At 67.2% G+C, this 26,854-nt stretch carries 18 protein-coding genes; 10 read left to right on the top strand and 8 right to left on the bottom strand.

Annotation, left to right across the window (positions count from 1 at the left end):
- The first annotated feature begins 60 nt into the window (after positions 1-60).
- The 7 genes from VO99_RS00505 to VO99_RS00475 are packed head-to-tail and all read left to right on the top strand — an operon-like array spanning position 61 to position 15,722.
- A complete protein-coding gene (locus VO99_RS00505; RefSeq protein WP_046110840.1) occupies positions 61-5,358 on the top strand; it encodes a DEAD/DEAH box helicase family protein in 5,298 nt (1,765 codons plus the stop codon).
- Positions 5,359-5,376: 18 nt separating this feature from the next.
- Entirely contained in the window at positions 5,377-8,229 is a 2,853-nt protein-coding gene (locus VO99_RS00500) for a DUF8741 domain-containing protein (RefSeq protein ID WP_046110839.1), read from the top strand.
- A 23-nt stretch (positions 8,230-8,252) separates the two neighbouring features.
- On the top strand, positions 8,253-12,323 hold the full coding sequence (locus tag VO99_RS00495) for an Eco57I restriction-modification methylase domain-containing protein (RefSeq protein ID WP_046110838.1): 4,071 nt from the start codon (positions 8,253-8,255) through the stop codon (positions 12,321-12,323).
- Positions 12,323-13,681 (top strand): AAA family ATPase, encoded by a 1,359-nt coding sequence (locus tag VO99_RS00490; protein WP_046110837.1) that lies wholly within the window; start codon positions 12,323-12,325, stop codon positions 13,679-13,681. Before VO99_RS00495 ends, VO99_RS00490 begins: the two co-directional genes overlap by 1 nt.
- On the top strand, positions 13,668-14,204 hold the full coding sequence (locus tag VO99_RS00485) for a hypothetical protein (protein ID WP_046110836.1): 537 nt from the start codon (positions 13,668-13,670) through the stop codon (positions 14,202-14,204). Before VO99_RS00490 ends, VO99_RS00485 begins: the two co-directional genes overlap by 14 nt.
- Positions 14,201-14,908 carry an RNA ligase family protein gene (locus tag VO99_RS00480; protein ID WP_046110835.1) on the top strand — a complete coding sequence of 236 codons (708 nt, stop codon included), beginning with the start codon at positions 14,201-14,203 and terminating at the stop codon, positions 14,906-14,908. The genes VO99_RS00485 and VO99_RS00480 overlap by 4 nt, the downstream gene beginning before the upstream one ends.
- Before the next feature lie 25 nt (positions 14,909-14,933).
- Entirely contained in the window at positions 14,934-15,722 is a 789-nt protein-coding gene (locus tag VO99_RS00475) for an HNH endonuclease (protein ID WP_046110834.1), read from the top strand.
- Positions 15,723-15,950: 228 nt separating this feature from the next.
- Here the strand turns inward: VO99_RS00475 and glmS are convergent, their stop codons facing one another.
- Positions 15,951-17,780 carry a glutamine--fructose-6-phosphate transaminase (isomerizing) gene (gene glmS / locus VO99_RS00470; protein ID WP_046110833.1) on the bottom strand — a complete coding sequence of 610 codons (1,830 nt, stop codon included), beginning with the start codon at positions 17,778-17,780 and terminating at the stop codon, positions 15,951-15,953.
- Between the two features lie 154 nt (positions 17,781-17,934).
- Here glmS and VO99_RS00465 point away from each other — a divergent pair, with 154 nt between their 5' ends.
- Complete coding sequence (locus tag VO99_RS00465) at positions 17,935-18,396, top strand: Lrp/AsnC family transcriptional regulator (RefSeq protein ID WP_046110832.1); 462 nt, start codon at positions 17,935-17,937, stop codon at positions 18,394-18,396.
- Here VO99_RS00465 and VO99_RS00460 read toward each other — a convergent pair.
- The 7 genes from VO99_RS00460 to VO99_RS00430 all read right to left on the bottom strand — a co-directional run bounded on the left by VO99_RS00460 (position 18,386) and on the right by VO99_RS00430 (position 24,166).
- Entirely contained in the window at positions 18,386-19,585 is a 1,200-nt protein-coding gene (locus VO99_RS00460) for a class I SAM-dependent rRNA methyltransferase (RefSeq protein ID WP_046110831.1), read from the bottom strand. The two genes, VO99_RS00465 and VO99_RS00460, sit on opposite strands and share 11 nt — an antisense overlap.
- Positions 19,586-19,607: 22 nt before the next feature.
- Complete coding sequence (locus VO99_RS00455; RefSeq protein ID WP_157039383.1) at positions 19,608-19,826, bottom strand: hypothetical protein; 219 nt, start codon at positions 19,824-19,826, stop codon at positions 19,608-19,610.
- Between the two features lie 88 nt (positions 19,827-19,914).
- Positions 19,915-20,874 carry a tyrosine recombinase XerC gene (locus VO99_RS00450; protein ID WP_046110829.1) on the bottom strand — a complete coding sequence of 320 codons (960 nt, stop codon included), beginning with the start codon at positions 20,872-20,874 and terminating at the stop codon, positions 19,915-19,917.
- A complete protein-coding gene (locus VO99_RS00445; RefSeq protein WP_046110828.1) occupies positions 20,871-21,554 on the bottom strand; it encodes a DUF484 family protein in 684 nt (227 codons plus the stop codon). The genes VO99_RS00450 and VO99_RS00445 overlap by 4 nt, the downstream gene beginning before the upstream one ends.
- Entirely contained in the window at positions 21,551-22,402 is an 852-nt protein-coding gene (dapF, locus tag VO99_RS00440; protein WP_046110827.1) for a diaminopimelate epimerase, read from the bottom strand. The genes VO99_RS00445 and dapF overlap by 4 nt, the downstream gene beginning before the upstream one ends.
- A 7-nt stretch (positions 22,403-22,409) precedes the next feature.
- Entirely contained in the window at positions 22,410-23,300 is an 891-nt protein-coding gene (locus VO99_RS00435; RefSeq protein ID WP_046110826.1) for a lysophospholipid acyltransferase family protein, read from the bottom strand.
- On the bottom strand, positions 23,297-24,166 hold the full coding sequence (locus VO99_RS00430; RefSeq protein WP_046110825.1) for a lysophospholipid acyltransferase family protein: 870 nt from the start codon (positions 24,164-24,166) through the stop codon (positions 23,297-23,299). The genes VO99_RS00435 and VO99_RS00430 overlap by 4 nt, the downstream gene beginning before the upstream one ends.
- A gap of 193 nt (positions 24,167-24,359) precedes the next feature.
- On the opposite strand from VO99_RS00430, the gene metK reads away from it, so the two are divergent.
- Together metK and VO99_RS00420 are read left to right on the top strand one after the other, a co-directional pair.
- Positions 24,360-25,541: a methionine adenosyltransferase gene (gene metK / locus VO99_RS00425; RefSeq protein ID WP_046110824.1), complete on the top strand. Its 1,182-nt coding sequence runs from the start codon at positions 24,360-24,362 to the stop codon at positions 25,539-25,541.
- Between the two features lie 85 nt (positions 25,542-25,626).
- Positions 25,627-26,724 carry a DNA glycosylase AlkZ-like family protein gene (locus tag VO99_RS00420; protein WP_046110823.1) on the top strand — a complete coding sequence of 366 codons (1,098 nt, stop codon included), beginning with the start codon at positions 25,627-25,629 and terminating at the stop codon, positions 26,722-26,724.
- The last annotated feature ends 130 nt before the right edge of the window (positions 26,725-26,854 follow it).

The following is a 26,854-nucleotide window of genomic DNA, read 5'->3' as shown; positions in this document are numbered from 1 at the left end:
TCGCGTTTCAAAGTCCGATGAACGGACGCAGCGAGTCACTTTGCCAGGGAGAAGCCACACGTGAAGGACGTCTTCGACTTCCGCAACCGTCTCGTCGACGAGTACAGCGCGTTCTCGCGCAGCTTTTCCCGAATTGCCGCCGCGGATTTGGCTTCCCGGGTGGAGGAAGAGTACGCCCGCGGCCGCTACTGGCCAGAGCCGCTCATCCAGATCAATCCGAACTACAAGCGTAGCGGCACTGTTCAAGAGTTGGTCGCCCAGGGCAGCCTGCATTCGTCCTGTGCAGAGCTGTTCAAGACCGGCAAGGTGGAAGGCAAGCCCGCCAACCTTCACCTCTACGTACATCAGCTGCAAGCGATTGCCAAAGCGCACCAGCAGCAGAGCTACGTCGTGACCACCGGCACCGGGTCCGGCAAGTCGCTGTCTTTCTTCATCCCAGTCATCGACCGAATCCTCAAGGCCAAGCAGGCCGACCCGACACCCCGCACCCGCGCGATCGTCATCTACCCGATGAACGCGCTGGCGAACAGCCAGCTCGAAGAACTCGACAAGTTCCTGCATGGCTATGCGGCTGGGCAAGAGCCCTTCAGCGCCAAGCGCTACACCGGCCAAGAGAGCAGCGACGAGCGCAAGGCTATCGCCGACAACCCGCCCGACATCCTGCTTACCAACTTCATGATGTTGGAGCTGATCCTCACGCGCTTCGAAGACATCGATCGCCGCGTCGTCGATCACTGCCGAGGCCTGGAGTTCCTGGTGCTGGACGAGCTGCACACCTATCGCGGGCGACAGGGTGCGGACGTGGCCATGCTTGTGCGCCGCATTCGAGAACGCCTGCAGGCCGAACAGCTCGTGTGCATCGGCACCTCAGCCACGATGTCCTCCTCCGAGCGGGAAGACGATCGCAACAAGGCCGTCGCCGACGTCGCGAGCCTGCTGTTCGGCACACCGCTTACGGCGCTAGATGTGATTGGCGAAACCCTTGAGCGGGTCACGAACCCGTCTCGTGACGTTGCGGCCGTCAAGCGATTGCTGCTCGCGGCTCTCAAGAAAGCTGAGCACTCGTGGCCCAGCTTCGACGCTTTCAAGGACGACCCCTTGGCGATCTGGGTCGAGCTCAACCTGGGCATCGACCTCCCGGCCGACCAACCACCTCGCCGAGCGAAGCCGATCACCCTCAATGAGGCTTCATCGCGTCTGGCCGCTGACGCGGGGTGCCAGGTGGAGGTCGCGAAGGAGGGACTTCGCCGCTTCCTGGTAGCCGCTCATGACATGCGCACCCCGCAGGGCCGGGCACCCTTTGCGTTTAAGCTGCACCAGTTCATCAGCGGTCCAGGCAAGGTGCTGGCCACACTGGAAGCTCCGGGCCAGCGGCACATCACCCTCGACGCCCAGCGGTTCGCCCCCGGGCGCCAGACAGAGGGCACCCGCCTCTACCCCGTCCACTTCTGCCGCGACTGTGGTCAGGAGTACCACCCCGTGTGGCGCTCGGGAAAAGGGGCACCCAGCTTCGATCCCCGCGAGATCGATGACATCTCTGGCGACGACGATGAGGATGCGCGTTACGGCTTCCTCTGCCCCGTCCGCCCTGGGCTGACCTACAACAGCTGGGAGGACCTGCCCGAGAGCTGGCTCGACCTGACCAAGGTCGAGCCGAAGGTCAAGTCCACCTACAAGCACGCCGTGCCGGAGTCCGTCAGCGTCACTCCGCAAGGCGCCACGGGGCCCGGTGGGGAGTACTGGTTCATCCCGGGCAAGTACCGCTTCTGCCTGGGCTGCGGGCTCACGCACGAGGCCTACGGCAAAGACATGAACCGCCTGGCCAGCCTGTCCGGCGAAGGGCGCTCATCGGCAACGACGATGCTGACCCTCAGCGCCCTACGTCAGCTGTTCGAGCTGGGAGAGCCTTTTTCGGACCAGCCAGACCCTCGCAAACTCCTGGGCTTCTCCGACAACCGCCAAGACGCCGCCCTGCAGGCCGGGCACTTCAACGACTTCGTCTTCCTGCTCACCCTTCGTTCGGCACTCGTGGCCGCGCTGCAGAAGCAAGGCAGCGTGCTCGACGAAGAGCATCTGGCCGATGCCGTGTTCAAGGCTCTCGGCTTCGACCGCACCGACGCCGGCACGCTCGCGGAGTACCTGAAGACGCCTAAGCTCATGGGCTTGGCCCGCCAAGAAGCCCAGCGCACCCTGCGCTTCATCCTGGGCTACCGCCTGCTTCGAGACCTGCGCCGCGGTTGGCGCTTCAACAACCCCAACCTTGACCAGCTCAACCTGCTGGCCATTCAGTACCGAGGTCTGGACGAGTTCAGCAGCGAAGCGACGCTCTTTGCCGCGAACCCCGTGCTCTCCGCCATGACCCCGGCCCAGCGCACGGAGATGGCCGCCACGGTGTTCAACGCGATGCGGCGCGCTTTGTGCCTGCAGACCCGCTACCTCGACCCGGTCGAACAAGAACGCGCCAAGACCACCGCATTCCAGTACCTCAGCGAGCGGTGGAACTTCGGCGATGAGAACCTTGAAACGTCGCGTTGGTTGATTCTCAGCAAGCGGCCAGACGACAAAAAGGGCAAGCCCCGGACGGACCTGGTGCCTGGCGGGGCGCGTTCGCGTCTCCTTAAGGAGCTGAAGGTGCTTCCCCTGTGGAAGTCGCCCAACCTGCTGGGCAACGTCAAGGGCTGGAAAGACGCCCAGTGGCTGGAGCTGCTGCAACTGTTCCTCATCGGCGCCTCGCACTACGGCTACGCGCAGCGGCATGAGGTCGAGCCCAACCTGATCGGCTGGCGCCTGAACGCCTCCGCCATGGACTGGGTGCTCGTCGACACCCGCGAGGTCGAGCAAGAGGGCAAGCACAACCGCTTCTTCCGGCAGCTCTACCTTTCAGTCGCTGCCACCCTTACCCAGCAGCAGCACACGCTGTTCGACTTCGAGGCGCAGGAGCACACCGCGCAAGTTGATGCGGGCCGGCGTCAGCTGCTCGAACAGCGCTTCCGCTACACCGAGAAGGACCGAAAGGACTGGCTGGAGAACCCCGCCCATGAGGCCCCGCTTGAGCGGCTGCCGGTGATGTTCTGCTCGCCGACCATGGAGCTGGGCGTCGACATCTCGGCCCTCAATACGGTCTACCTGCGCAACGTTCCCCCTACGCCGGCCAACTACGCGCAGCGCAGCGGCCGTGCAGGCCGTTCGGGGCAGCAGGCTCTCGTCATTACCTACTGCGCGGCCTTGAGCCCGCACGACCAGTGGTTCTTCCACCACGCCAACGAGATGGTGCACGGTGTGGTCCGACCGCCTACGCTCGATCTGGCCAACCGCGACCTCATCGACAGCCATCTGCATGCCGTGTGGCTCGCGGCTGCCCAGGTGCAGTTGGACACCAGCATCGCACCGCTGCTCGATCTGGAGAAGCCCGACAAGCCGCTCGTTCCCGCACTCCGAGCGGCGCTGGAGGCGCCCGAGGTCACCCTACGGGCCACGGAAAGCGGGGAGCGCCTGATGCGACAGATTCGTCCGCTGCTGTCGTCCAGCACGTGGTTCACAGACGCGCACGTCTCCGCTGCGATGCAGCAAGCCAGCGCAGAGTTCAACGCCGCCTTCGGCCGCTGGCGGGTGATGGTCGACGCCACGCGCAAACAAATGGACATGGCGGACCAGGTGGTGAAGAGTTACACCACCACGCACCAGGAGAAGCAGAACGCCCAGCGCCGCTACGGCGATGCGGCCAGGCAGTACGCCGTGCTGCTGAAGTCGGGCAACACCCAGAACTCCGACTTCTACACGTACCGCTACCTGGCCAGCCAAGGCTTCCTGCCTGGCTACAACTTTCCGCGCCTGCCGCTGATGGCCTGGATTCCGGCGCGTGGGGGCAACATGGTCAAGGGCAAGGACGATGAAGGCAGCATGGTGAGCCGTCCCCGGTTCCTGGCGCTATCGGAATTCGGCCCCCGCAGCCTCATCTACCACCAGGGCCGCATGTACCGCGTGGTGCGTGCCAAGCTCAACGTCGGCTCGGCAGACCACGTGTCGGGAAACACCACCTTGGCCACGGTGGCAAGCCGCGTATGCAGCCAGTGTGGCTATGCTCATATGGGCGGCGAAGACGGCTCCGAGCCCACCGAGAACCTGTGCGAGAACTGCGGCGCCCTGCTCACCGACCATGACTGGGTGCGCAACCTCTACCGCATCGAGACGGTGGAGACCGTTCCAGTGGAGCGCATCTCCATCAACGACGAAGACCGCCAGCGCCAGGGCTTCGAGCTGCAGACCACCTACCGCTTCTTGCCAGGCCCGGAGGGTCGGATCGCGCTGCAGACCTCGCTGGTGATGGACGCCGCTGGCGACGCGGACTCTCCGCTCGCCAGCCTGAAGTACGCCCCCGCCGCGCAGATCTGGCGCATCAACCGGGGATGGCGCCGCCGCAAGCACAAGGAACAGCTGGGCTTCTACATCAACCCCATCACCGGCCAGTGGAGCCGGAAAGACGAACCCGGCGGCAGCGACGACGCGGCAGAGCCAGCGGAGGAGCTGCTCAACAAGGTTCCCAACCAGTCCATCGTCCCCTTCGTTGAGGACCACCGCAACGTTCTGATCCTGGCCCCCGTCAAGTCTCTCGAAGCCCCGGCCATGGCCACGCTCCAGGCGGCGCTCAAGCGCGGCATCGAACTGGTGTTCCAGATCGAAGAGTCCGAGCTCGTCGCAGAGCCGCTGCCCACCCAGGACGACCGCAAGGCGTTGCTGTTCTACGAAGCCGCGGAGGGCGGTGCCGGTGTGCTCACCCGCCTGGCAACGGAGCCCGATGCCCTGGCACAGGTAGCGGCACAGGCCCTCGAACTGATGCACCATCGCAAGCCCAGCGGCGCCTGGTCGGTGGATGGGCTACCGGATCTTGAGATCAAGCGCAAAGACGGCAGCAGCATCTGCGAAGCGGGCTGCTACCAGTGCCTGCTGTCCTACTTCAACCAGCCAGACCACGAGCACATCAACCGCCGCGACGCGGGCGCCTTAGGCTTGTTGGTCGCACTGGCCAACGCCCGGGTGGCTCCCCAGGCGGCCGAGGTCTCCGCCCCAGCGGCACCATCACAGCCTCCGGCGGCCGCTAGCGACGACAAACACGCCCAGTGGCTGCTCGCCGCCCGGGCTGCAGGCTGTCGCGCGCCCGACGAGGGCCAACTCGCCGTCCTGGGGGGGCGTGCCCAGGTTGCAGCCCGCTACAAGGCCACCCGCACGCTCGTGGCACTCGAGCCCTTGCAGCCCGATTTGGTGTCAGAACTGGCCGATCTGGGCTGGACGGTGCTGGACATGTCGGACCCATCCCAGTGGGCGCAACAATTCAGCACTCATGCCGCCCTGTTCGCCTGACTTCATTTCCGCAAGCTGATGACAACAACCGCCACCGAGTTCCTGCCTGGCAACCTCGTTCGGGCCCGCGGCCGCGAGTGGGTGGTTCAGTCCGACACCCGGCTGGCGGATGGCGCCTCCGCCCTGCGTCTGCGGCCCCTGGGCGGCTCTGACGGCGACGTGATCACACTGTTGCCAGAGCTGGAGGAATTCAGCCCGGTCGAACCGGCCACGTTCGAGAAGCCCGATCCGGCCCAGGCAGGCAACCACGCCGCAGCCCTGCTGCTGCGCGATGCCCTGCGCCTGAAGCTGCGCGCCGGCGCCGGCCCGTTCCGCAGCTTCGGCAATATCGCCGTGGAGCCGCGGGCCTATCAGCTGGTGCCGCTGCTCATGGCGCTGCGGCTGCCCACCGTGCGCTTGCTGATTGGCGACGACGTCGGCATCGGCAAGACCATCGAAGCCTCGCTGATCGTCCGCGAGCTGATGGACCGGGGCGAAATCCAGCGCGTTGCCGTGCTCTGCCCACCGCACCTGGTGGAACAGTGGCAGGGCGAGCTGCAGCAGCGCTTCAACCTGCCCGCCGTGGCGCTGACGGCCGCCAGCGCCAGCCGCCTGGAGCGGCAGCTGCCCCACGGCGTGGGCCTGTTCGATCACCACCCCGTGGTGGTGGTCAGCCTCGACTACATCAAGAGCGAACGCCACCGCGAGCACTTCCTCTCCATCGCACCCGAATGCATCGTGGTGGACGAGGCCCACACCTGTTCGGCCAGCGGTGCCGGCAAGCAGCTGCGCTTTGAACTGCTGCAGCGCTTGGCGGCCAACGCTGAGCGCCACCTGCTGCTGCTGACCGCCACGCCCCACTCGGGCGACGAGGTGGCGTTCTTCAACCTGCTGTCGCTGATCAATCCCGTCTTCGCCGAGCTGCAGCACCGCACGTCAAAGGATGATCCGCTGCGAGAGCAGCTGGCACTGCACTTCGTTCAACGCCGCCGCAAAGACATCGTCGAGTGGCAAACCGCCACCCAAGACGGCCACGGCTTCCCCCGTCGCATGAAGGCCGAGGTCACCTACCGCCTCAGCGGCGCCTGGGGCAGCTTCTTCGACGACGTACAGGCCTACTGCCGTGAGTTGGCCGAGAACGTCGAGCGTTCGGGGGACGCTGGCGGCGCACGGCTGATCTGGTACGCCACGCTGGCCTTGCTGCGCTGCGTGGCGTCATCACCGGCTGCGGCCGCCAAGGCCCTCAACACGCGGCTCGAAGGACACCTGGGCCTGGGAGAGGACGGCGATGACACCGAGGAAGACGCCGCCCTGGCCGACCTGCAAGACGGGGCGGCTGAAGACCTGAGCAGCCTCGACCTGGAGCCCGCTGCCCAACTGCAGGCAGAAGCCGGTGCGCAGCGTCTGCAGGCCCTCATCGCTACAGCAGAGCGCCTCAGCGGCGCGGCGGGCGACCCCAAGCTGGCTGCACTGGTGGCCCACATCGGCGACCTCCTGAAGGACGGCTACGCCCCCGTCGTTTTCTGCCGCTACGTGGCCACCGCCAACTACGTGGCGGCCGAGCTGCGCAAGCACTTTCCCAAGGCCATGGTCGATGCGGTGACGGGCGAACTGGTGCCCGAAGAGCGCCGCGAACGCGTCAACCGCATGGGCGAGGCTGACAAGGAAACCGGCCGAGTCCTGGTAGCCACCGACTGCCTGTCGGAAGGTATCAACCTCCAGCACCTGTTCACGGCCGTCGTGCACTACGACCTGGCCTGGAACCCCACCCGCCACGAGCAGCGGGAAGGCCGTGTCGACCGCTACGGCCAGCGCGCCACCGAGGTGCGATGCACCATGCTCTACGGGCAGGACAACCCGGTCGATGGCTTCGTCCTCAAGGTCATCCTGCGCAAGGGCGATGCCATCCAGAAGGAGCTGGGAGTGCTGGTGCCCATGCCCGAAGACCGCCCTCGCATCAACCAGGCCCTGGTCAAGGCGGCACTGATGCGGCGCAGCACCAACGCCAGCCCGCAGCAAACCTTTGACTTCGGCGAGCCCGAGCAACTGCTCGCACCGCTGCAGACCCGCTGGCAAGACGCGCTGGACAAGGCACGCAGTAACCGCACCGTGTTCGCCCAGCGGGCCATCCGGCCGGGCGAGGTTCTGCCCGAGTGGCACAAGCAGCAAGAGGCCCTGGGCTCGCAGGCCGATGTGCAGCGCTTCCTAGCCAGCGCCTGCGCGCGCCTGAACGCCCCGCTGGAGGCCCACCGCGATCAGCACCGGCTACACCCCCAACACCTGCCAGAAGCGCTTCGCCTACGCCTGGCCGACGAAGGCCTAGTCCCCGAGGGCAGCAACAAGCCGCTGCTGCTGGACACCACAGAGCTGCACCGCAGCCACCCGCTGGTGAGCGTGCTGGCCGAGTACTTGATCGAAACCTCATTGCAGGGCGAAAGCACCCTGGCCGCCCGCAGCGCAGCCACCGTCACCGCCAGCGTGGACCGTGTCACCACCGTGGTGCTGCTGCGGCTGCGCCACCAGCTGGCCTACCAACGCAAGCAGGTGAGCCACCAGATGCTGGCCGAAGAGTGCGTGGCCCTGGCCATCCGCGGGCGGCAGAACCCCGAGTGGCTGACAGGCCCCGAGGCTGCCCGCCTGCTGGAGAGCACCCCGGCCGGCAACCTGCCACGCGAAGCCGCCGAACGCGAGGTGACGAAGGCACTTGAAGCGCTGCAGGCAGAGACCCCGCGGCTCAACGAGCTGGCCAACCAGCGGGCCGCCGAGCTGCTGCAAGACCACGAACGCGTGCGCAAGGCCACCGAGCGCCGCGGCGGCGGTCAGCACCAGGTGCAGCCCTGCCTGCCGGTGGACCTGGTGGGCGTGTACGTGCTGCTGCCTGATACGGTGTAACGCTGCAGCCTGACAACAAGAACATGAAGACCTCTCGAACCACCGGCCTGAACCTTCCGGCACTGCGCCTGGAAGGCAGCTTGTTCCTGCCCGACATCCTGGAGAAGGCCGCGCTGGGCCAGGGCCGCCTGCAGACCGAGGCCGACTACGGCCTGCCGAAGGGCCTGAAGCTGCGTGACGAGGCCAGCCGGGCCTTCCAGATCGCCAGCGCGCAATGGCGCACCTTCGCCGCCTTGCTGGAACGCTCTGACTTCAACCCGCAGCGCGCCAGCGTGCAGTTCGTGAGCGAGCTGCTGCGCGATGCGCTGGCCTACCCCGCCGTCGCCGCCGTCAGCGGCGTGCCCATCGGCGACCGCACCTATCCCATCACCCACCTCGCACACCCGGCGCCGGCGGCAAAGGCCGCTGGCGCCAAGTCGGTGGCCATCGTCGTGGCGCCGCACAACCAAGGCCTGGACGACCCCGATCCGCGCTTTGCGGTGCAGGGCTCTGGGGCCAAGCGTAAGTCATCGTTCCAGCTGGCCCAAGAGTTCCTCAACGCCAGCCCGGCACACGAGTGGGCGCTGGTCAGCAACGGGCGCACCCTGCGCCTACTGCGAGATGCCGCCACGCTCACCCGCCCCAGCTACCTGGAAGTGGACTTGCAAGACCTGCTGGCCGGCCAACGCTTCGTGGAGTTCCGCAGCGCCTGGTACCTGCTGCAGGCCAGCCGCGCAGGCCTGTTGGACCTGGCCACAGAAGACGCCGCCAAGGCGCCGCCGCCCGTGGCCTGGGCCACCTGGCAACAGGCCGGTCAGGAGGAAGGTACCCGGGTCCGCGAGGGCCTTCGCCGCGGCGTGACCGAGGCCCTCATCACCCTGGGACAAGGCTTCGTTCAGAACCCGGCCAACGATGCCCTGCGCGTGAAGCTGCAGACGGGCGTGCTGAAGCGCGAGGACTACTTCGCCCAACTGCTGCGGCTGGTGTACCGCTTCATCTTCCTGTTCACCGTGGAAGAGCGCGGCCTGATCCCTGCTGCGGCTCAACCGGGTGACGACGACGCCACGGTGCAGGCCCGCCACGCCGCCGCCCAGTTGTATGCCGAGGGCTATGCCATGGCCCGCCTTCGCGACCTGGCCCTGCGTCGCCGCGCCCAGAACCGCCACAACGATCTTTGGCAAGCGGTGCGCATCGTCTTCCGCGGCCTGGGCAAGGGCCAACCGCGACTGGGCCTGCTGGCTCTAGGGGGCCTGTTCGCTGACACCCAATGCCCCGACCTCGATGACGCTTCGCTGAGCAACGCCAGCCTCCTCGCCGCCATCAAGAGCCTGCGCTGGACCACCACGGCAGGCGGCTCGCTTTCGCCCATCAGCTACCACAACATGGACACCGAGGAACTGGGCAGCGTCTACGAAAGCCTGCTGGAGCTGGTGCCCGAAGTAGACGTGCATGCCCGCAGCTTCGGCTTCGTCGGCCTCACGAGCGAAGGCAGCACCGCCGGCAACGAGCGCAAGACCAGCGGCAGCTATTACACGCCCAAGAGCCTGGTGCAGGAACTGATCCGCAGCGCACTCGACCATGTCATCGATGACCGCGTTGCCCAGAACCCCCAGCAGCCGATGGAGGCCCTGCTCTCGCTGAAGGTGGTGGACCCAGCGTGCGGCAGCGGGCACTTCCTGCTGGCCGCGGCACGGCGCATTGCCGAGCGCGTAGCGGCGCTGCGATCAGCCGACGGCGCCGTCACGCCCCAGGCCTACCGGCATGCCATGCGTGAGGTGGTGGCCCGCTGCATCTTCGGAGTCGACCGCAATCCCATGGCCATCGAGCTGGCGCGCACGGCGCTCTGGATCGAGGGCTTCGAGGAAGGCCGGCCCCTGGGCTTTCTGGACCACCACCTGCAGGTCGGTGATGCACTGCTGGGCCTGACGGACCTGAAGGCACTCGAGCACGGCATCGCCAAGGATGCGTTCAAGGTGCTGTCCGGCGACGACAAGGCCGTTTGCAAGGAGCTCACCAAAGCCAACAGCACGGCCTTGAAGGATCTGGAAAAGAAGCGCGTGGCCAAGGCCTTTGGCCAGCTGGACGTGGTGCACCAGGCCGACAGCGGACTGGCGGCACTGCAGGCCATCGAGGCCATGCCCGAAAGCGATACCGAACAGATCGCCGCCAAGGCCGCCGCCTACGATGCTTACCTGACTCAAGCACGCACCGGCCGGCTGGCCCAGGCCGCCAACCAGCTGCTCGGCGCCTACCTGCTTCCCAAGACCGCGGCGACAGCCGACACCAGCCCCACCACGGCCACCCTCTACCTGACGCTCCTGGGCGAGCCGCTCAAGCAGGCCCAGCAAGCTGTCCAGGCGGCGGCGAACGAGGCCTGCGCGAAGGCCCGTGTGCTGCACTGGCCGCTGGCGTTTCCCCAAGTGTTTGCGGCAGGCGGCTTCGACTGCGTACTGGGCAACCCGCCGTGGGAGCGCATCAAGCTGCAGGAAGAAGAGTTCTTTGCCTCTCGCCACGCCGCCATCGCCGAGGCGAAGAACAAGGCCGAGCGCAGCCAGCGCATCCAATGGCTGAGCGAAGGCATGCTGGCGCAGCACCTATACCCCGGCGACACGTCGCACCACTCGCCGGCTGAGAGTGAAGCGGAACAGCACCTGTATGACGAATTCATCACCGCCCGCCGCACGGCGGAGGCCACCAGCCTCTTTGCACACGTAAAGGGCGAGGACGGCGGGCGCTACCCACTCACCGGCGTCGGTGATGTCAATACCTACGCCCTTTTTGCCGAGACCATAAACCAAGTCACACACAGCGAAGGTCGAGCAGGTTTCATCGTGCCCTCGGGTCTGGCCACTGACGACAGCACAAAGAGGTTCTTTCAGAGTCTGGTCAATGATGATCGGCTGGTCTCGCTTTTCGGCTTCGACAACGCGCGAAGAATTTTCCCCGCTGTTCACCCAGATACCCCCTTCTCGCTCGTCACGCTGGGTCGTGCGCGCGCGAGTGTGGATCTCGCGCACTACATCCTGGCCATCGATCAGCTCGCTGACTCGCGTCGTCGATTTACGCTCACCCCAGATGAGTTTCGCCTTATCAATCCCAATTCACTCACCTGTCCGGTATTCCGAAGCGAGCGCGATGCCGAACTTACAAAGAAAATCTATCGCAGCGCTGCGTCCTATCTGACGCTACACAAGGAGGGTAACGAGATCAATCCTTGGCGCTTTGACTACATGACAAAGATGTTCGACATGGCAGACAACAGCCATGAGTTTATCGAGCTGTCAACAGTCAACGGAATGCTACGAGACTCACTTCGTCCGCTATATGAGGCGAAACACATCCACATCTACGACCATAGGTGGGCCTCCACCAAGCCCGGAACTGTCGATGCCACCCTGTGTTCTAGTGCTGAAAAAGCAGATCCGCAGTTTTCCGTTCAGACTCGATATTGGATGGCGTCCCCTCGGGTAGAAGACCGTTTGGCCAGCAAAAGTTGGGTGAGGCCATGGCTTATGGGCTGGCGGGATATTACCAATGCGACAAACGAGCGCACTGTGATTGCCACTGTGTTTCCGCGGGTTGCCGTCGCACATACGTTGCGCATCGCATTTATTGATGCAACACCGCGCCTTGCGGCAGCCTTCCTCGCCAATCTCTCCTGTTTGCCGTTCGACTACGTATGCCGCCAAAAGCTTGGCGGGACCCACCTCACAGTGGAAATTCTCAAGCAGCTTCCGACTCTCGCACCCTTACGCTACACCGAGTCTGATCTTGAGTTCATTGTGCCTAGAGTTCTAGCACTGACCTATACCGCATATGATTTGGCAGCATGGGCCGAAGATCTTGGCTTCAAGGGAAAACCGTTCAGCTTTGACATCGACACAAGATTAAGGCTAAGGGCTGAATTGGACGCCTACTTTGCCCGCCTCTACGGTCTCACCCTCGACGAGTTGCGATACATCTTGGATCCCGAAGATGTGATGGGGCCCGGGTACCCGTCCGAAACCTTCCGCGTCTTACGAGAACGGGAGGAGAAGGAGTTCGGTGGACACTTCCGCACTGCAGAATTGGTGCTGCAAGCTTGGGACCGATTGGACTCGGGAGCACTAAGCTGATGCTCAAGCACCTCAAGCTCGAGAACTTCAAGATCTGGCGCAGCACTGGCCCTATGCGGCTTGCACCTTTGACGCTGCTGCTGGGAACTAACTCGTCAGGCAAGTCGAGCCTGATCCAGAGCCTGCTGCTGATGCGGCAGACCGTGAAGGGCAACGACGCCGGGCTCGACCTCAACCTGGGTAACCCCGACGCCGGCGACACGGTAACGATGGGACAGTTCCGCGACCTGCTGTGCCGCCACGGGCAGGCCACCGAGACGACACGAGACAACCAGGTGGGCATCGAGTTTCGCTGGCAGCCCCACGGCAGCGAGACGGCCGACACTACGATGTTCTCGGCCCGCTACCGCGCCGGCCCAGCCGGCAGCGCCGAACTTGAAGCACTGCGACTAGGCCAGGATGGGCAGGGATTTGCCGTGCAGCGACGCAAGGCCGGCATCTATCGACTGTCCCTCGGCAGCCAGGCCAGCCCAGTAGGGCAGAGCGCCGATTTCCGCCCTGAACGCTCTTTCGTTTTCTCAGCGGCCACGCTGAACAAGCTGAGCAAGACGAAGAAGCTCGGCGTGCGGGTCGAAGAGATCCGACCCGTGGGTCCGGCACTGCTGGACGAGCTGAGCCGAATCATCTACCTAGGCCCCGTGCGCCAGCTGGCCCGCCGCGACTACGTGTGGAGCGGCCGCATGCCCGCCCACATCGGGGACGACGGCGGGCGGGCGGTCGATGTGCTGCTCGCCAGCGGCGTCGCACAGCAAAGAAGGCGCGGGGCGGCAACCGACACAGGGCGCATCTTCCGTGAGACCGAGCAGTGGTTGAAGACGCTGGAGATTGCTGATGGTCTTCAAGTGCGCGCGCTGGGCAGCTCGGCCCGCTACGAGTTGCTCGTCAAGCACCGCGACGCTCTGGTCAACCTCAAGGACGTGGGCGTCGGCGTCTCGCAGGTGATCCCTGTGGTGGTAGCAGCCCTGTTCGCGAAGCCTGGCCACATCGTCATCGTCGAGGAGCCCGAGAGTCACCTCCACCCGCTGGCTCAGGCGAAGTTGGCCGAACTACTCGCCAAAGTCAGCGCGGAACGCGGGGTGCAGTTCATCGTGGAGACACACTCCGAGCACCTGTTCCGCCGGCTGCAAACGCTGATCGCCCGGCAAGAGGTGCAGCCCGATCAAGCAGCGCTCTACTTCGTGGAGCGCGACGGCCAAGCGGCCAAGCTGCGCGAGCTGGAGCTAGACGCCCTGGGGCGCGTGGCCAACTGGCCTGACAAATTCTTCGGCGATGCTCTAGGCGAGACGCGAGAACAGACGGCCCTTGCCATCCAGCGCGCCAGGGAGCTCAGGGCACGAGGTGGCCATGATGCTGGTTGACACAAACGTCATGCTTGCAGCCAGCGCAGTGCATGCGCTCTCCCTCGTTGCCGCACGAGCCATGCCTCGCGAGCAGGCTTTGCGTGAACAGGTCTTCGAGTGGCTGGTCGAGTTTGACAAGTCACAGAACCACCTGGTGTTGGACGACGTGGGACTCATTCGGGACGAGTACGAACGCAATCTGCCCCATAACTGGCAGGCGCAGGAGTACGGTTTGCTGGTGCTGCAGAGCAAGCTGGACCGGAACCAGGTTGACTTTGTGCCCATCGATTCCCTGGAGGCCAACGGGGAGCACATTGCCGTGCTTGAGCCCGAGCACGAGGCGCTGGTCTCTGACCGAGCAGACCGCAAGTGGGTGGCCTGTGCGCTGGCAGCGCAGACATTGCACGGAGCCGTTCCGCCGATCGTCTACGCGGCGGAGTCCGACTGGTACTGTGCGGAGCAGCAGCTGCGTGCGATCGGCTTGTGTTTTGTTCGCTTGCTTCCTGACGAGTGGTACGAGGCTAAGCTCTCGGCCACATGACAGGAGACTTCTTCCGCTTTCCACACACGCCCCATCTGGCCTGGCTTGGGCCGGCCGAATCGCGGGCAGACAAGGTGCTGTCATCCTCCGAGGCGGCTTCGCTGACGGCCCACACCTTGACGGTCGAAGAGAAGCTCGACGGTGCGAACCTGGGCTTCTCGCTGGGACCTGAGGGTGAATTGCGCGTGCAGAACCGCGGCACCTACTTGTCAGAGCCCCACGTGGGCCAGTTCACCCGCCTGTCTGCTTGGCTGGCCGCGCACGGCGAGGGCATCGCGGAGGCTCTTCTGGATCACCACGACTCCCCACTCATCCTGTTTGGCGAGTGGTGCGCCGCCCGGCACTCGCTCGCCTACACCCGGCTGCCAGACTGGCTGCTACTGTTCGACGTCTTCGACTCTGGAGCCGGACGGTTCTGGAGCAGTACGCGCCGCAACGCCATGGCTGAGCGTCTGGGCCTGGTGACGACGCCAAGAGTGGCCCAGGGGCATTTCCACATTAACGATCTCATCAAAGGCCTGGACATCTGGCCCAGCCGGTTCCGGGACGGCCCGCTGGAGGGCGTCGTCGTCCGCAAGGAGTCGGCCGACTGGTGCGAACAGCGAGCGAAGCTCGTGCGGGCAGACTTCACCCAGGCCATCGGCGAGCACTGGCGCGGGCGCCAGGTGGAATGGAATCGCTTGGCGACGCCCAGCGGGCACTGACTCCACCCTGTAGCGCCCACCTACGATGAACCTGCTGCAGCGCGCGCTGATCGAGAAGGCTGGCCATGACAACGGCTTTGAAAACGTGTTGCCGTCCTCGGCCGATGGCTGGCTAATTCTGGGGTCTGCGCGGCATGCCACCACCGTGTCGGTGCAAGCCATCGCGCAAGGCTTCGATGCAAGGCTGCTGAGCTCACCGCCCAGCCTGCCCGCCGAGCTGTCCCGCAGCTTTCCTTCGGGCTCCAACGCAACGGTCTCGGAAGCCACGGCGTACCGCGCAGCAGACGTAGCTGCTTTGGCCCGTTGGCTGAGACGGGCCGCGGCGCTGGCCCAGGCGCTGCCCAACCAGGCGATGGCGGGGTTCGTGGCGGACGTAGAGGCGGCGTTGGCAAGCCTGGAGCCTGCTGCGGCCAAGAACACCGAGGTGCAGCGCATGGTGCGCCAGCGGGTGGGGCAGCAAGCCTTCCGCCAAGCCATGCTGGACTACTGGCAGGGCGCCTGCGCGGTCACGGGCCTGGCCGTGCCGCAAGCCCTGAGGGCCAGCCATGCCAAGGCTTGGGCGCTGTGCACCCATGACGCAGAGCGGCTCGATGTATTCAACGGCTTTCTGCTCAGCGCCAATCTGGATGCGCTGTTCGACAGCTACCTGGCCAGCTTTACAGACCACGGCACGCTGCTCATCGCCCCTTCGGTACCACCAGTGGCCCGAGAGCAGCTGGGGCTGACGGCCGGCCTGCAGCTGAGGTGGGTGGCACCACAGCATCAGCCGTACCTCGCTTTCCACCGGGCACAGTGCCAATTGCTCTCTTGGTGACAGTGAGCGCATACTAAGTCACTGGCCGCTGGACCCCGCAGCAGGGAATCAAGTGGGGCTCATGTCGATGGCCTGTAGATCAGTCGCAACAACTAGCGCCCTCCAGTCGCAACACTACGGCGCGAGTCGCAATTAATCTGGCGGCCTACGCCTCCAACGTCAAGTTGCTGTTGAGAATGTCAACTTACTGTTAGCAAGAACCTTCCCGATCTGGCCGCCTAGCGACCCTCACTCCACCGTCACGCTCTTCGCCAGGTTGCGCGGCTTGTCCACGTCCGTGCCGCGCGCACACGCCGTGTGATATGCCAGGAGCTGCAGCGGCACCGTGTGCAGGATGGGCGAGAGCCAGCCGTAGTGCTCGGGCATGCGGATCACATGCAGGCCGGCCTCGCTCTTGATGAACGAGTCGCCGTCGGCGAAGACGAACAGCTCGCCGCCGCGGGCGCGCACTTCCTGCAGATTGCTCTTGAGCTTTTCCAGCAGCTGGTCGTTCGGGGCCACCGTCACCACCGGCATGGCGGCCGTCACCAGGGCCAGCGGGCCGTGCTTGAGCTCACCCGCCGGGTAGGCCTCGGCGTGGATGTAGCTGATCTCCTTGAGCTTCAGCGCGCCTTCCAGCGCCACCGGATAGTGCAGCCCGCGGCCCAGGAACAGGGCGTTCTCCTTGCGCGCGAACTCCTCGCTCCAGGCGATCACCTGCGGCTCCAGCGCCAGCACCGACTGGATGGCGGCCGGCAGGTGGCGCAGGTCCTTCAGGTGCAGCGCCTCCTGCTCGTCGCTCAACCGGCCGCGTGACTGCGCCAGCGCCAGCGCCAGCAGGAACAGGCCGACCAGCTGGGTGGTGAAGGCCTTGGTGCTGGCCACCCCGATCTCCGCGCCGGCCCGGGTGATGAAGGCCAGCTTGCACTCGCGCACCATCGCGCTGGTGGCCACGTTGCACACCGTCAGCGTGTGCTGCATGCCCAGCGAGCGCGCATGCTTCAGCGCGGCCAGGGTGTCGGCGGTCTCGCCGCTCTGGGTGATGGTGACGACCAGCGTGCGCGGATTGGGCACGCTGTCGCGGTAGCGGTATTCGCTGGCGATCTCCACGTTGGTGGGCACGCCGGCCAGCGATTCGATCCACTGCCGCGCCACCAGCCCCGCGTAATAGCTGGTGCCGCAAGCCAGCACCAGCACCTGGTCCACTTCCTTGAACACGCCGTAGGCGCCGTCGCCGAACAGCTCGGGCGACACGCCCGCCACCGCTTCCAGCGTGTCGGCGATGGCCTTGGGCTGCTCGAAGATCTCCTTCTGCATGTAGTGCCGGTACGGGCCCAGCTCGGCCGCGCCGGTGTGGGCGTGCACGGTGCGCACATCGCGCTCCACCGGGCGCAGGCTGCCATCGGCCTGGCGGCCGTTGATCCACACCTTGTTGAGCTGCACGTCGACCACGTCGCCCTCTTCCAGGTAGACGATCTGGTCGGTGACGCCGGCCAGCGCCATCGCGTCCGAGGCGAGGAAGTTCTCGCCCTCGCCGCGGCCCAGCACCAGCGGCGAGCCCTCGCGCGCGCCGACCACCCGGTGCGGCTCGTCGCGGCAGAACACCGCGATGGCGTAGGCGCCGCGCAGCCGCTTGACGGCCTGCTGCACCGCCTCGAACAGGTCGCCGTCGTACAGGTGGTTGACCAGGTGCGCGATGACCTCGGTGTCGGTCTGGCTGGTGAACTCGAAGCCCTTGGCCGTCAGCTCGTCGCGCAGCTCGTCGTGGTTTTCGATGATGCCGTTATGTACCAGCGCAATGCGGTTGCCCGAGATGTGTGGATGCGCGTTGTGCACCGCCGGCGCCCCATGGGTGGCCCAGCGGGTGTGGGCGATGCCGGTGCCGCCGCTAATGGCGTCCTGTGCCACCTGCGCCTCCAGCTCTGCTACACGGGCGGTGCTGCGGGCTCGGCGCAGCTGGCCGTCCTGGTGCACCGCCAGGCCGCAGGAGTCGTAGCCGCGGTATTCCAGCCGGCGAAGGCCTTCGACGAGGATGGGGACGATGTTGCGGGTACTGACGGCGCCGACGATGCCACACATGGTTCAAGCCCTCTTGGGATCACGATGGGCGGAATGCTAGGCGTCATAGCATGAAATTTTCTTGCGAAATTGGCGCTTGAGTGACGACCAGAATTACGTCACGGCCAGCATGGTGATTTGGTGCAAAACGGGCTTTCAATCGAAACAATCTCTCATGCCCCCACTCGACGACATTGATCGCCGCCTGCTCGCGTTGCTTCAATCCGACGCTTCACGTACCAACCAGGACTTGGCCGCAGCAGCGCATGTGTCGCCCGCCACCTGCCTGCGCCGCGTCAAGCGTTTGGTGGACGAGGGCTACATCGAGCGCCGGGTGGCGCTGCTGTCGGCCGAGCGGCTGGGGCCGCAGCTCACTGCGGTGGTGGAAGTGACGCTCGACCGCCAGGGCGCGGAGCACCTGGCGGCCTTCCAGCAAAGGGCGGTGGCCGACGACGGCGTTCAGCAGTGCTACCGTACCTCCGCGGGCCCCGACTTCGTGCTGATCGTCGGGGTGGCCGACATGGCGGCCTACAACCAGCTGGTGGAGCGCCTCTTCACCCAGGACGCCAACGTGCGCAACGTGAAGAGCTACTTCAGCGTGGAGCGCGCAAAGTTCTCCACCGCGATCAGCTTTTGACGATGACCAGGCCCTTGAGGTATTCGCCCTCGGGGAATTCGATGGTGGTCGGGTGGTCGCACGCGCCCGACAGGCGGTCCAGCAGGATGCCGTTGACGCCCGCGTCCATGCCGGCGCCGGCCACGATCTTGTGGAACAGGTCGGCGCTGATGCCGCCCGAGCACGAGAAGGTGAACAGCAGGCCGCCCGGCTCCAGCAGCTCCAGCGCCAGCCGGTTGATGTCCTTGTAGGCGCGGGCAGCGCGGTCGGCGGCGGCGGCCGTCGGCGCGAACTTCGGCGGGTCGAGCACGATGGCGTCGAAGCGGTGGCCGGCGGCCTTCTGCTCGCGCAGGTACTTGTTGACGTCGGCATCGACGAAGGCGCACTGGCTGTCGTCCAGGCCGTTGAGCCGCACGTTGGCGCGCGCCATCTCCAGCGCCGGGCCGGACGAATCCACGCTGGTGACCTGGGTGGCGCCGCCTTTCAGGCCCGCGACGGTGAAGCCGCCGGTGTAGCAATAGCAGTTGAGTACCCGCTGCGCGCCGAAGTGCGCCACCAGCTCGGCAAAGCGCGCGCGGTTGTCGCGCTGATCGAGGTAGAAGCCGGTCTTGTGGCCCAGCGCCACGTCCAGCTGCAGCCGCCAGTCGTGCTCGTGGATCACCAGGCTGCTGTTGTCGTCGGCCTCGCCGGCGGGCGTGCGGCGCAGCCAGCCGCTGGCATGCGGCAGGCCTTCCAGCTCGCGCACGCTGGCGTCGGAGCGCTCGTAGAGCCGGCTGCAGCCGGTGATCTGCAGCAGCAGCTCGGCGATCACCGGCTTCCAGCGTTCGGCGCCGGTGGCCAGGAACTGCGCGCTCAGCGTGTTGCCGTACTGGTCGACCACCAGGCCAGGCAGGCCATCGGCCTCGCCGTGTACCAGGCGGCGGCCGTCGCTGGCGATGGGCAGGCAGTCGCGCAGCGCGATGGCGGTGCGCAGGCGGCGCTCGAAGAAGGCGCGGTCGATGCGCTCATGCTCGTCGAAGCTCCAGGCCCGCAGGCGGATCGTGGATTCGGGGCTGTAGGCGGCCCACGCGAGGAACTTGCCTTCGTCGGACTCCACGCGCACCGTCTCGCCCGCATCGGCCTTGCCGCTGACGACGCTGCCGGCAAACACCCAGGGATGGCGCCGCAGCAGCGAGCGCTCGCGGCCTTCGCGCAGCTTGATCTTTTTCATGCGGCGATTGTCGCCGCCGCCGTCAGCCGCGCGGCGTGGCGGGCGTGGCCTGCTGGCTTACCGGCACCGTCGCGGCGGGGGCGGCCTGCTGGTTCTTCACCGTGACGGTGGGCGCGGCCACCGGCGCGGCGGCGGACTGGGGTGCCTCCACCGCGCGGTACAGCCCGGTGAGCGCAATGCCCAGCACCAGGGTACCCACCGCGGCAACGGCACAGGAGATGGGGTCGGTCTTGGAGTTCACGTCTTGCTTGTCCTGCACTGCTTCAGGCCGGCAGTGTCGGCGCAGGGGCTGTGCGTTGGCATCGCCCAAAAGAGCCACCCTGGGCGGATCAGCCGCTTCGCTTGCGGGCCCGGGGATGGGCGGCATCGTAGACCTGGGCCAGATGCTGGAAATCGAGCCGCGTGTAAACCTGTGTGGTGGCGATGCTGGCGTGCCCCAGCAGCTCCTGCACCGCGCGCAGGTCGCCGCTGGACTGCAGCAGGTGCGAGGCGAAGCTGTGCCGCAGCATGTGCGGATGCACATGCACCGGCAGTCCGGCCTGCAGCGCGATGGCCTTCAACCGCGAGCGCACCTGGCTGGCGGTGATGCGGGTGCCGCGGCGGCTCACCAGCAGCGCCGGCTCGTCGGGCTTGGCCAGCGTGCCGCGCAGCGCCAGCCAGGCCGCCAGCGCGGTGCGCGCGGCGCCGCCCACCGGCACGCTGCGCCGCTTGCTGCCCTTGCCCAGCACATGGGCAGTGGCCTCGTCGGCCGGCTCGGCGTCGATCCAGCCGGCGGCCTGCGGGCTGCCGCGCACGTCCAGCGCCACCAGCTCGCCCACGCGCAGGCCGCAGCCGTACAGCAGCTCCACGATGCAATGGTCCCGCGCGCGCAGCGCGGGATCGGCGTCGGTGGGCTGGTGGTCGGCCAGCGCCACCGCATGGTCCACCGACAAGGCCTTGGGCAGCGGCCGGCCGGCCTTGGGCGCCCGCACGCCTACCACCGGGTTGTGCGTCACGCGGCCGTTGTCGCCCCACCAGCGGTACAGGCCGCGCCAGGCGGCCAGCACGATGGCGATGCTGCGTGGCGCCAGGCCCTGGCCGTGCAGCTGCGCGGCCCAGCGGCGCACATGGTGGCTCTGCACCTGCAGCAGCTCGATCGGATGGGCCTGCGCGGCGCGCACCAGCCGGCGCAGCGCCTCGGTGTAGAGGACCAGCGTGCGCGGCGCCAGGCGCCGCTCCACTTCCAGGTGCTGCAGCCAGGCCCGCAGGTCGTCGGGCAGCGGCTGGGGCTGCGCCGCGGGCTGGGTCATCCTTGGGGCAGCAGGCGCGCCAGCGCGCCGCCGGCCAGTTCGCTGATGCGGATGAGGAACTCGGTGCCCATGTCGGCGCTGTAGCGCGTGGGGTCGGGCGAGCCCAGCACCACCAGGCCGAAGGCCACATCGCCGCGGCGCAGCGGCACCAGGGCGATCGACATCACCGTGCTGGGGTCGTCCAGCCAGCGCACCGGCTCGAAGCCGGAATTCACGCCGCAGTAGGGCAGCGTCAGGCTGTTGGCGAAGCTGCGGGCGTCGTCGCTCACGCCCTGCGCGAAGGGGAGGTCCGCATAGCGCTCGTCCACGCCCCACACGCGCACGCCGGCCTGCGGAATCAGGAACTGGTGCTTGAGCTGCGACACCAGCACCGCGGGCAGCTCGGCCGGATCGGCGGTGTCCATCAGCGCGCGCGTCCAGCGGTGCAGGCGGTCGGCAATGGCCACGTTGTCCTGGCCGTTGCGGATCATCTCGACGATCTTGTGTTCCAGGCCCTTGATGCGGTCGCGCAGCATTTCCATCTGCCGCTCCTGCAGCGAGACGGCCCGCTGGCCGTGCGGGCTGGTGAGCTGGATGCTGGCCAGCAGCTCGGCGTTGCGCTCGAAGAAGCCGGGCGTGTTGGCCAGGTAGTTGGCGATGTCGGTCTCGGTGATGCCCGACGTGCCTAATGGATTGCTCACAGTTCGATTTCCCCTTCGAAAACAGTCTCGGCCGGGCCGGTCATCAGCACCGGATGACCCGGGCCGGCCCATTCGATGGTGAGGGTGCCGCCCCGGGCTTCCACGTCCACGCGGCCATCGAGCCAGCCCAGCAGGATGCCCGAGACCACGGCGGCGCAGGCGCCGGTGCCGCAGGCCAGCGTCTCGCCGGCGCCACGCTCGTACACGCGCAGCCGGATGCGGCCGCGGTCCACCACCTGCATGAAGCCGGCGTTCACCCGCTGCGGAAACCGCAGGTGGTGCTCGATCAGCGGACCTTGCGTGAGCACCGGCGCGCTGTCGACGTTGGCCACGCGCTGCACTGCATGCGGGTTGCCCATGGACACCATGTGCAGCTCCACCGGATGGCCCTGCACCTCCACCGGCCACAGCAGGCCGTGGCCTTCGGCGCGCGGCGTGAGGCCGGTGGAATCGAAGGGCACTTCCAGCAGGTCGAACACCGGCTCGCCCATGTCGACCGTGACGCGGCCGTCGTCCTGCAGATGCAGCTCGATCACGCGGTTCATCGTCTCCACGCGCACGCTGCGGCGGTCGGTCAGGCCGTGCTCGTGCACGTAGCGCACGAAGCATCGCGCGCCGTTGCCGCAGTGCTCCACCTCGTCGCCGGTGTTGTTGAAGATGCGGTAGCGGAAATCGATGCCCGGCGTGCCGCTGCGCTCCACCACCAGGATCTGGTCGGCACCCACGCCGAAGCGGCGGTCGCCGAGCGCGCGCGCCTGTTCGGGCTGCAGGTCGACGGGCGCGGCGGTGCCGTCGAGCACGACGAAGTCGTTGCCCGCGCCCTGCATCTTGGTGAACTTCAGTCGCATCGGTCGATTATCGGTACAGCTTCGGTTCGCCCTCGGGCCGGGTCTTGAAGCGCTTGTGCACCCACAGGTACTGCGCCGGATTGCGCCGCACTTCCTGCTCGATCCAGCGGTTCATGCGGGCCACGTCGGCCACCGGGTCGTCGGTCGGGAAGTCGGTCCAAGGCGGCAGGAAGCGCACGCGGTAGCCCTGGCCGCCGGGCAGCATCTCGGCCACGACCGGCTGCACCACCATGTCCAGCGCCCGCGCCAGCTTGGAAGGCGCCAGCAGCGTGGCCGCCGGCACGCCGAAGAACGGCACGAAGGCGGCCTCGCGGCGGCCGAAGTCCATGTCCGGCAGGTTGAAGAACATGAAGCCGCGCTGGCGGATGGCGCGCATCAGCGGCAGCAGGCCTTCCTTGCGCGAGAAGATGTCGCCCTGGCCGAAGCGCACCCGGCCGCGGCGCATGGCGGCGTCGAACACCGCGTTGCTCTGCGCCTGGTAGATGGAGCCCACCAGCCGGCTCTGGAACAGCTGGGTGGCCGAGCCCGCCACGTCCAGCCCCATGAAGTGCGGCACCAGCCACATCACCGGGCGGCCCGCGGTCTCGGCCAGCTTCACGTCGCCTTCCACATGGATGAGCCGGCGCAGCCGCTGTGGCGAGGCCCACCACAGCAGGCCGCGCTCCAGCAGGCTGCGGCCCAGCCAGCGGAAGTGCTCGCGCACCAGCGCATCCTGCTCGGCCGCGCTCTTCTCGGGAAAGCACAGCGCCACGTTGCGGCGCGCGATGCGGCGGCGCGAGCCGGCCAGCGCATGCAGCAGGCGGCCGGTCTGGGCGCCGATGAAGGCCTGCAGGCCCAGCGGCAGCAGGTGCAGCAGCCACAGCAAGGCCAGCGTCAAGCGGGCGGAGAGATGGCTCATGTGGGCAGCGAGTCGCGTGGCGTGCGGTAGCGGTGGTAGCCCCAGAGGTACTGCGACGGGGATTGGCGGATCAGGCGTTCCATTTCTCGGTTGACGAAGGCGGCGCAGGCGAGCTGCAGCGCCTCATCGTCCGCGGCTTGGGCGGGCATGGGCTCGGCAGGCGCGCTCACATGCAGCACCCAGCCCTGCGCGCCGGGCAGGCGCTCGGCCCACATCAGCAGCAGCGTGGCACCGGTCTGCAGCAGCAGCCGGGTGGCCAGCGTCATGGTGTAGGCGGGCTTGCCGAAGAACGGCGCCCACACGCCCATGCCTTCGGGCGGTACCTGGTCGGGCAGGAGGCCGATGGTGTCGCCCTTGCGCAGCGCCCGCATCATCTGCCGCACGCCGGCCAGCGAGGCCGGCGCGGTGGCCAGGCCGGGGCGGGCGCGCGCGGTTTCCTCCAGCTCGCGCAGCCAGGGCTGGCGGGCCGGGCGGTACAGCGCGGTCATCGGCCGGCGCGCGCCGAAGCGCTCGGCATAGGCCTGGGCGCACACCTCGAAGCTGCCCATGTGCGGCGTCAGCAGCACCAGGCCGCGGCCGGCCTGCAGCGCGTCGTCGATCAGCTCGGCGCCCTGCCAGCGGCACCAGCGCTCGATGGGCTGCGCGGCCGGGCCCAGCCACAGCCAGGGCAGCTCGGCCGCCAGCCGGCCGGCCTGGCCAATGGCGGCACGCTGCTGCGCGCGGGTGAGGCCGGCCAGATCGGCGTTCTCGCGGCAGCGCCGCCGGTAGGAGGACGAGCCCGCCCAGGCCAGCCAGCCCAGCAAAGAGCCCGCCCCGTGGAGAAGGCGCAAGGGCCGCCTCGATATCCAGCGAATGAAAGAAAGCATGGTTCCTATAATTGGCGCATCGCCGAGTTACTGAACAACTTGCGGGGCGATGCGCCAGGGCCGAAACAGCCCGGGCGCCGGGTTCCAGGCTTTCAGGCCGGGGCTCAACAAATGCTGCTAAAGCGTTCGCCGCTCTCCAGAGTTTCCTGGCCGGCAACGCGCAGGAACCAACCAACTCACGGAGTTTAAGCAAGTGGCGAACGACTTTCTCTTCACCTCGGAGTCCGTCTCCGAGGGCCATCCCGACAAGGTGGCCGACCAGATTTCCGATGCGATCCTGGACGCGATCTTCACCCAGGACCCGCGCAGCCGCGTGGCCGCCGAGACCCTGACCAACACCGGCCTGGTGGTGCTGGCGGGCGAGATCACCACCAACGCGCACGTGGACTACATCCAGGTCGCGCGCGACACCATCAAGCGCATCGGCTACGACAACACCGAGTACGGCATCGACTACAAGGGCTGCGCGGTGCTGGTGGCCTACGACAAGCAGAGCAACGACATCGCCCAGGGCGTGGACCATGCCAGCGACGACCACCTGAACACCGGCGCCGGCGACCAGGGCCTGATGTTCGGCTACGCCTGCGACGAGACGCCCGAGCTGATGCCCGCGCCGATCTATTACGCCCACCGGCTGGTGGAGCGCCAGGCCCAGCTGCGCAAGGACGGCCGCCTGCCCTTCCTGCGCCCCGACGCCAAGAGCCAGGTGACGATGCGCTACGTGGACGGCAAGCCGCACAGCATCGACACCGTGGTGCTGAGCACCCAGCACAGCCCCGACCAGAGCGAGACGCAGAGCAAGATGAAGGCGTCGTTCACCGAGGCGGTGATCGAGGAGATCATCAAGCCGGTGCTGCCCAAGGAGTGGCTGCAGGACACCAAGTACCTGATCAACCCGACCGGCCGCTTCGTCATCGGCGGCCCGCAGGGCGACTGCGGGCTGACCGGCCGCAAGATCATCGTCGACACCTACGGCGGCGCCTGCCCCCACGGCGGTGGCGCCTTCTCGGGCAAGGATCCGACCAAGGTGGACCGCTCGGCCGCCTATGCCGCGCGCTACGTGGCCAAGAACATCGTGGCCGCCGGCCTGGCGCGCCAGTGCCAGATCCAGGTGGCCTACGCCATCGGCGTGGCCCGCCCGATGAACGTGACCGTCTACACCGAAGGCACCGGCGTCATCCCCGACGACCAGATCGCCGCGCTGGTGCAGGAGCACTTCGACCTGCGGCCCAAGGGCATCATCCAGATGCTGGACCTGCTGCGGCCGATCTACACCAAGACGGCGGCCTACGGCCACTTCGGCCGCGAGGAGCCCGAGTTCACCTGGGAGCGCACGGACAAGGCCGCTGCCCTGCGCGCAGCGGCAGGTCGATAGCCTTCGGCGCTGTCGCGCCTGACCCCGCCAGAATCGACGGCACCGCTCACCCCGGTGCCGTTTTTCATGGCGCCCCCCGTCGCCCATGGCCACCAAGCCCGTCACCCTCGACCACCTGCGGCGCCACGCCGTTGCCCGCACGCTGTTCACGCCCACCACGCTGCCCGCGGCCATCCGGCAGCTGGGCTTCGTGCAGGCCGACCCGATCCGCGCGCCCGCCCGTGCGCAGGACCTGACGCTGCGCCACCGCGTGCGCGACTACCGCGCCGGCGACTTGGAACGGCGCTACCCGCGCCTGCCCATCGAGGAAGACGCGCTGGTGAACTACGGCTTCCTGCCGCGCGAGCACCTGGCGCTGATGCATCCGCGCACCGCCAGGCGAGTGTGGGACGGCACGCAGCAGCGGCGCGCCGCCAGCGTGCTGGCCTTCATCCGCGAGCACGGCCCCAGCCATCCGCGCGAGGTGCAGGCCGCCTTCGAGCACGGCCGCACCACCAATGCCTGGGGCGGGCAGTCCAACGAGATCACCCACCTGCTGGACGGCATGCACTACCGCGGCCTGCTGCGCGTGGCGCGGCGCGATGCCGGCGTGCGGGTGTATGCGGTCGCGGCCCATGCCGACGATGGCCGCTCGCCCGCCGAACGCGCCGCGGCGCTGCTGGCCCTGGTGCTGGACAAGTACGCACCGCTGCCGGCGCGCACGCTCGGGCAGCTCGTCAGCCACCTGGGCTACGGCGCGCCGCAGCTGGGGGCCGAGCTGCGCGCGGCGCTGGCCCATGCCCGCGCGAGCCTGCCCAGCGCCACTGTCGACGGCGTGAAGTGGCTATGGCCCGACGGCGAGCGACCGCAAAGCGCCCGCCATGAGCCTGCCGACGAGGTGCGGCTGCTGGCGCCCTTCGACCCCATCGTCTGGGACCGATTGCGCTTCGAGCTGCTGTGGGGCTGGGCCTACCGCTTCGAGGCCTACACCCCGGCGCCGCGGCGCCAATGGGGCTACTACGCGCTGCCGCTGCTGTGGCGCGACCGGGTGATCGGCTGGGCCAATATGTCGGTGCGGCAGGGGGTGCTGGTGCCTGCGTTCGGCTATGTGGGGAGTGCACCAAAAGACAGCGGATTCATCGCCGCGCTGGACGAAGAACTGCAGCGCATGCACCACTTTCTGGCACGCGAGGCGCAGACCTGATCGCGCGCGGCGGCTTCCTACAAAGCAGGAACCTGCGCGCCGATGGGCCGCCAGCCGGCCCGGCGTTGCAATGCGTTGCCGCGCCGGCCCGTCGTCGACGCGCCCTCCCGCTCTTTCGCGTCACCGCTCC

Source organism: Aquincola tertiaricarbonis (assembly GCF_000969605.1).
Taxonomy (GTDB): Bacteria; Pseudomonadota; Gammaproteobacteria; order Burkholderiales; family Burkholderiaceae_C; genus Aquincola; species Aquincola tertiaricarbonis.
This window is presented reverse-complemented; position numbering and strand designations above follow the sequence as displayed.

Bases quoted from the DNA above. Each gene is read 5' to 3' on its own strand.
- VO99_RS00500 (WP_046110839.1), top strand. From the start codon at position 5,377: ATGACAACAACCGCCACCGAGTTCCTGCCTGGCAACCTCGTTCGGGCC.
- VO99_RS00495 (WP_046110838.1), top strand. From the start codon at position 8,253: ATGAAGACCTCTCGAACCACCGGCCTGAACCTTCCGGCACTGCGCCTG.
- VO99_RS00490 (WP_046110837.1), top strand. From the start codon at position 12,323: ATGCTCAAGCACCTCAAGCTCGAGAACTTCAAGATCTGGCGCAGCACT.
- VO99_RS00485 (WP_046110836.1), top strand. From the start codon at position 13,668: ATGATGCTGGTTGACACAAACGTCATGCTTGCAGCCAGCGCAGTGCAT.
- VO99_RS00480 (WP_046110835.1), top strand. From the start codon at position 14,201: ATGACAGGAGACTTCTTCCGCTTTCCACACACGCCCCATCTGGCCTGG.
- VO99_RS00475 (WP_046110834.1), top strand. From the start codon at position 14,934: ATGAACCTGCTGCAGCGCGCGCTGATCGAGAAGGCTGGCCATGACAAC.
- glmS (WP_046110833.1), bottom strand. From the start codon at position 17,780: ATGTGTGGCATCGTCGGCGCCGTCAGTACCCGCAACATCGTCCCCATC.
- VO99_RS00465 (WP_046110832.1), top strand. From the start codon at position 17,935: ATGCCCCCACTCGACGACATTGATCGCCGCCTGCTCGCGTTGCTTCAA.
- VO99_RS00460 (WP_046110831.1), bottom strand. From the start codon at position 19,585: ATGAAAAAGATCAAGCTGCGCGAAGGCCGCGAGCGCTCGCTGCTGCGG.
- VO99_RS00450 (WP_046110829.1), bottom strand. From the start codon at position 20,874: ATGACCCAGCCCGCGGCGCAGCCCCAGCCGCTGCCCGACGACCTGCGG.
- dapF (WP_046110827.1), bottom strand. From the start codon at position 22,402: ATGCGACTGAAGTTCACCAAGATGCAGGGCGCGGGCAACGACTTCGTC.
- VO99_RS00435 (WP_046110826.1), bottom strand. From the start codon at position 23,300: ATGAGCCATCTCTCCGCCCGCTTGACGCTGGCCTTGCTGTGGCTGCTG.
- VO99_RS00430 (WP_046110825.1), bottom strand. From the start codon at position 24,166: ATGCTTTCTTTCATTCGCTGGATATCGAGGCGGCCCTTGCGCCTTCTC.
- VO99_RS00420 (WP_046110823.1), top strand. From the start codon at position 25,627: ATGGCCACCAAGCCCGTCACCCTCGACCACCTGCGGCGCCACGCCGTT.